This is a genomic window from Streptomyces sp. UH6 (assembly GCF_013421635.1).
Classification (GTDB): Bacteria; Actinomycetota; Actinomycetes; order Streptomycetales; family Streptomycetaceae; genus Streptomyces; species Streptomyces abyssomicinicus.
Genome location: NZ_JACADT010000498.1, coordinates 1 through 4,130, shown reverse-complemented (window position 1 = coordinate 4,130; position 4,130 = coordinate 1). Strand labels below are relative to the sequence as shown.

Annotated in this window: 5 protein-coding genes; 2 read left to right on the top strand and 3 right to left on the bottom strand. The window is 74.1% G+C overall.

Going from position 1 to position 4,130, the window contains the following annotated elements:
• Together HW445_RS33690 and HW445_RS20750 are read right to left on the bottom strand one after the other, a co-directional pair.
• Positions 1–376 (bottom strand): iron chelate uptake ABC transporter family permease subunit (locus tag HW445_RS33690; protein WP_308799591.1); only part of this gene is annotated, 376 nt, incomplete at its 3' end.
• A 143-nt stretch (positions 377–519) separates the two neighbouring features.
• Positions 520–1,599, bottom strand: coding sequence for an iron ABC transporter permease (locus HW445_RS20750; RefSeq protein ID WP_180222488.1), 1,080 nt, complete (start codon positions 1,597–1,599; stop codon positions 520–522).
• A gap of 109 nt (positions 1,600–1,708) precedes the next feature.
• Here HW445_RS20750 and HW445_RS20745 point away from each other — a divergent pair, with 109 nt between their 5' ends.
• The gene (locus HW445_RS20745; protein ID WP_257231194.1) at positions 1,709–2,659 is read left to right on the top strand and encodes an iron-siderophore ABC transporter substrate-binding protein; all 951 of its coding nucleotides are present in this window, start codon (positions 1,709–1,711) and stop codon (positions 2,657–2,659) included.
• A 7-nt stretch (positions 2,660–2,666) separates the two neighbouring features.
• Here the strand turns inward: HW445_RS20745 and HW445_RS20740 are convergent, their stop codons facing one another.
• Complete coding sequence (locus HW445_RS20740) at positions 2,667–3,269, bottom strand: TlpA disulfide reductase family protein (RefSeq protein ID WP_180222486.1); 603 nt, start codon at positions 3,267–3,269, stop codon at positions 2,667–2,669.
• 153 nt (positions 3,270–3,422) lie between these two features.
• On the opposite strand from HW445_RS20740, the gene HW445_RS20735 reads away from it, so the two are divergent.
• Positions 3,423–4,130 (top strand): carboxylesterase family protein (locus HW445_RS20735; RefSeq protein WP_180222485.1); only part of this gene is annotated, 708 nt, incomplete at its 3' end.

Below are 4,130 nucleotides of genomic sequence, written 5' to 3'. Positions count from 1 at the left end.
CGGAGCCGACGACGGAGGCCACCACCACGGCGGTGGCGCCCTCGTTCACGCCGATCACGTCCGGGGTGGCGAGCCGGTTGCCGGCCAGGGTCTGCAGCAGGCAGCCGGCCACGCCCAGCGCGGCGCCGACCAGCAGGGCCACCATGATGCGCGGCAGCCGGAAATCCTGGACCAGCATCACGGTCGCGGCGTCGCCGGTGCCCAGCAGGCCCTCGACGGTCCGGGAGAGGCTCATGCCGGTGGAGCTGGCGAACGAGGCCAGCGCGACCACGACCGCGCCGAGCAGCGCCAGGCCGGCGACGACGACGGCGGTGCGGCGCGGGAACAGCCAGGAGAACCGGCCGGCCCGGATCACCGCGCTGTCCGGGGGCGTCACGTCGGGCGCCCCGGGTTCCGCCCCGGGTTCCGCCCTGGGTTCCGCCCCGGGTTCTGCCCCGGGAAACGTTTCTCCGGTCGGGTCGGGCGTCTTCACCCCGTGCGCCGTCCCGTGCGTCGCAGTGTGCGTCGTCCCATGGGGCGTCATGCCGCGCCTCCCGCCGTGGAGAACCGCCGGGAACGGGCGATCCAGACGAGCAGCGGCCCGCCGATGAAGGCGAGCAGCACGCTGACCGGCGTCTCCCAGGGGCGGATGACGACCCGGGCGAGGATGTCCGCCACGATCATCACGCACGCGCCGGTCAGGGCCGAGAGCGTCACCTGCCCCGCGACCCGCGGACCGGTGACGGCCCGTGCGACGTAGGGGGCGAGCAGGCCGAGGAAGGCGATCGGTCCGGCGAGGGCCACCGCGCAGCCGGCCAGCAGGGTGACGGAGACCGCGACCACCAGCCGCACCCGGCCGGGATGGTGACCGAGCGCCCGGGCGCTGTCGTCGCCGAGGGCGAGGGCGGCCAGCGGGCGGGAGCTGCCGTAGGCGATCAGCAGGCCGAGCGCGATCAGCGGGAGCAGCGGGTAGGTGTCGGAGGTCTCCACGCCCGCCAGGGAGCCGATCGTCCAGTAGCGGTAGACGTCGAACGTCGACTGCGTCCCCAGCAGGACGTAGGAGGTCATGCCGTGGAAGGTGGCGCCGAGGGCGGAACCGGCCAGCACCAGCTTCAGGGGCGATCCCGCCGCGCGCCCGGAGGCGGCCAGCAGCAGGACGACCGCGCTGGCGGCCATGCCGCCGAGCAGCGCGCACACCAGCACGCCGTAGGAGGACTCGACGCCCAGATAGGTCAGTCCGACCACGACGCCCAGCGCGGCACCGGAGTTGACGCCGAGCAGCCCGGTCTCGGCGAGCGGGTTGCGGGTGGCCGCCTGGAGCAGGCAGCCGGCCACACCCAGCGAGGCGCCGACCAGAACGGCGGCGACGGTACGGGGGAGCCGGACGTCGACCACGGCGAGCCGGAGCTGGGCGTCGGCGCGTGCCGTCGGGTCGCCCGCGAGGAAGTCCCAGGCGCGGGCGACGGGGCTGTTCCCGGTGCCGACGAGCAGGGACAGCAGGGCACAGACCAGGAGAACGGCCAGGAGACCGAGGGCCGTCCAGAGCGTGGGCCGGTGCAGTCGGCCCGCCGGCCGGGGTGGGTCGCCCGTCCCGGCCACCCCTTCTTGCGCAATCAACATTAGGTTAGCCTAACCTATGTAACGCCGGGCCGATGTGTCGCATCCGCCTTTGTCCCGCCCGCTGTTCGATGTATTTCCGGAGTGCCCGATCATGCGTATGAATGCCCGAATGTCCCGAGTCCGGGTGGCGGCCGTGGCCGCCGCCGTCACGGGCGCGCTCACGCTGACCGCCTGCGGCGGGGGCGCCGAGGACGGCGCGGCGGAGGGCGGCGACAGGACCGCCGAGGTGAGCGTCACCGACGCCACCGGCGAGAAGGTCGAGGTGCCCGAGGCGCCCGAGCGTGTCGTCGTGCTCAGCGAGATGGACCTGGACGCCTCGCTGGCCCTCGGTATCAAGCCGGTCGGGCTCACCGCCGGCCGCGGCCAGCAGGGCGCGCCCGCCTACCTGACCGAACAGGCCGCCGGCATCCCGGTCGTCGGCGCCGTCACCGGCCCGGACATCGAGAAGGTCGTCGAGGCCGCGCCGGACGTCATCCTGGCCGGCCAGCTCGCCGACGAGCAGGTCCTCGAGCAGCTCCGGGCGATCGCCCCCACCGTCGTCACCATCGACGACACCAAGGACTGGAAGAAGGCCCTCGAGATCACCGGGCAGGTGCTCGCCAAGGAGAACGAGGCCAAGGCCTTCCTCGCCGACTACGACGCCAAGGCCGGGGCGCTCAAGGACGAGCTCGGCGACAAGGCGGGCGCCGAGGTCTCCGTCGCCCGCTACTCGCCCAAGGGCACCGCGGTGATGCAGCAGGGCGTCTTCATCTCCGACGTGCTGAACGACCTCGGTTTCCGGCGCCCGGGCATCCAGCAGGAGAGGGGCGAGGGCCACTCCACCCCCCTCAGCGACGAGAACCTGGCCGAGATCGACGGCGACTGGCTCTTCATCGGCACCCTCACCCCGGCCGACGGAACCCTCCTCGACGAGCTCCGCTCCAAGCCGGCCTTCGCCCAGCTGGGCGCCGTGAAGTCGGGCTCGGTCACCGAGATCGACGGCTCCAAGTGGACCAGCCTCGGTGGCGCGCTGGCCGCGGTGTCGGTGCTGGAGGACATCGAGAAGGCGATGGCCCGGTAGCACCCCGTCAGGCCCGCGGGCCCTCCGCGAGCAGCGGGTCGATCATCTCGCGCAGGTCCTTCCGCGACAGCGCCCCCAGGGCGCGCGCGGCGATCCGGCCCTTCCGGTCGACGACCACCGTGGAAGGCACCGCCTGCGGATGCAGGGTCCCCTTCGGGAAGCCGGAGAGGATGAGCCGGCCGGTGGGGTCGTACAGGCTCGGGTAGGTGACGCCGTACTTCTCCTCGAAGGCGAGGGCGAGGCTCCTGGTGTCGCGGGTCGCGATGCCCAGGAAGCGCACGCCCTCGCTCCTCGTCTCCTCGGCCGTGTCGACCAGATGGGGCGCCTCGGCACGGCAGGGCGAGCACCACGAGGCCCAGACGTTGAGCACGACGACCTCGCCCCGGTGGTCGGCGACGTCCAGCTGCTGTCCGTCGAGGGTCTCGCCCCGGATCCCGCCCAGGGGGCGCCGCTCGTCCTCGGGGACCGTGGTCACGCCGGCGGCGGTGCTCCCGCGGGCGGCCCCCGCTCCCGTCCCGTCCGTCCCGCTCGCGCAGGCTCCCAGGGAGAGGCATCCGGCCACCGCCGTCGTGATCGCCAGGACGGCCCGCGTGATCCGCACGGAGTTCATGGCGCGCAGCATCGCACGGCCCGCCCCCGGACCCGTCACCGCCCTCCCGCGACCGCCGCGACATGTCCGGCGAAGCCGCGGCCTCGTCGTTGTACCGTGCGGTGGTCGGTCGGCCACGGGCCGGAGGCGGGAAGCCGGAAGGGCGGGACGCGCATGACGCAGGGGAGCGGGCCGTCCTCGGCACCGGTGGCCGTGACGCCGTACGGGAGGGTCGCAGGACGGTGGGAGGACCGGATCGCGGTCTTCCGCGGAATCCCCTACGCCGCGCCGCCGTTCGGGCCCCACAGGTTCCGGCCGCCGGCGCCCCCGCGACCCTGGCAGGGGGTCCGCCCCGCCGTCGAGTTCGGGCCGACCGCGCCCAAACCGCCCTACTCGGACGCCTTCTCACGGTTCCTGTCGGACCCCTCGATCCCGGGCGACGACTGCCTGAACCTCAACGTCTGGACTCCCGAGCCGGGGCCGGGCGCACGGCTGCCGGTGATGGTCTGGCTGCACGGCGGAGCGCTCACCCGGGGCTCCTCCGCGGTGCCGGTGTACGACGGGCGCGGCTTCGCGCGCGACGGCGTCGTCCTGGTCTCCGTCAACTACCGCCTGGGCGTGGAGGGGTACGGGCTCTTCCCGGACGCCCCGGCCAACCTCGGGCTGCGCGACCAGATCGCCGCGCTGGAATGGGTGCGGGACGCCGTCGCCGGGTTCGGGGGCGACCCGGACAACGTCACGGTGGCCGGGCAGTCCGCCGGCGCCGTGAGCGTCGGGGCGCTGCTGGCCTCACCCCGGGCCCGTGGCCTCTTCCGCCGCGCCGTCCTGCAGAGCGGGGCGCCGGAGGTGACCGGACGGGACAAGGCGCGGCGGATGGTCCGG

Excerpts from the sequence above, each read along its gene's own strand:
- HW445_RS20750 (WP_180222488.1), bottom strand. The coding sequence starts at position 1,599 with ATGTTGATTGCGCAAGAAGGGGTGGCCGGGACGGGCGACCCACCCCGG.
- HW445_RS20745 (WP_257231194.1), top strand. The coding sequence starts at position 1,709 with ATGTCCCGAGTCCGGGTGGCGGCCGTGGCCGCCGCCGTCACGGGCGCG.
- HW445_RS20740 (WP_180222486.1), bottom strand. The coding sequence starts at position 3,269 with ATGAACTCCGTGCGGATCACGCGGGCCGTCCTGGCGATCACGACGGCG.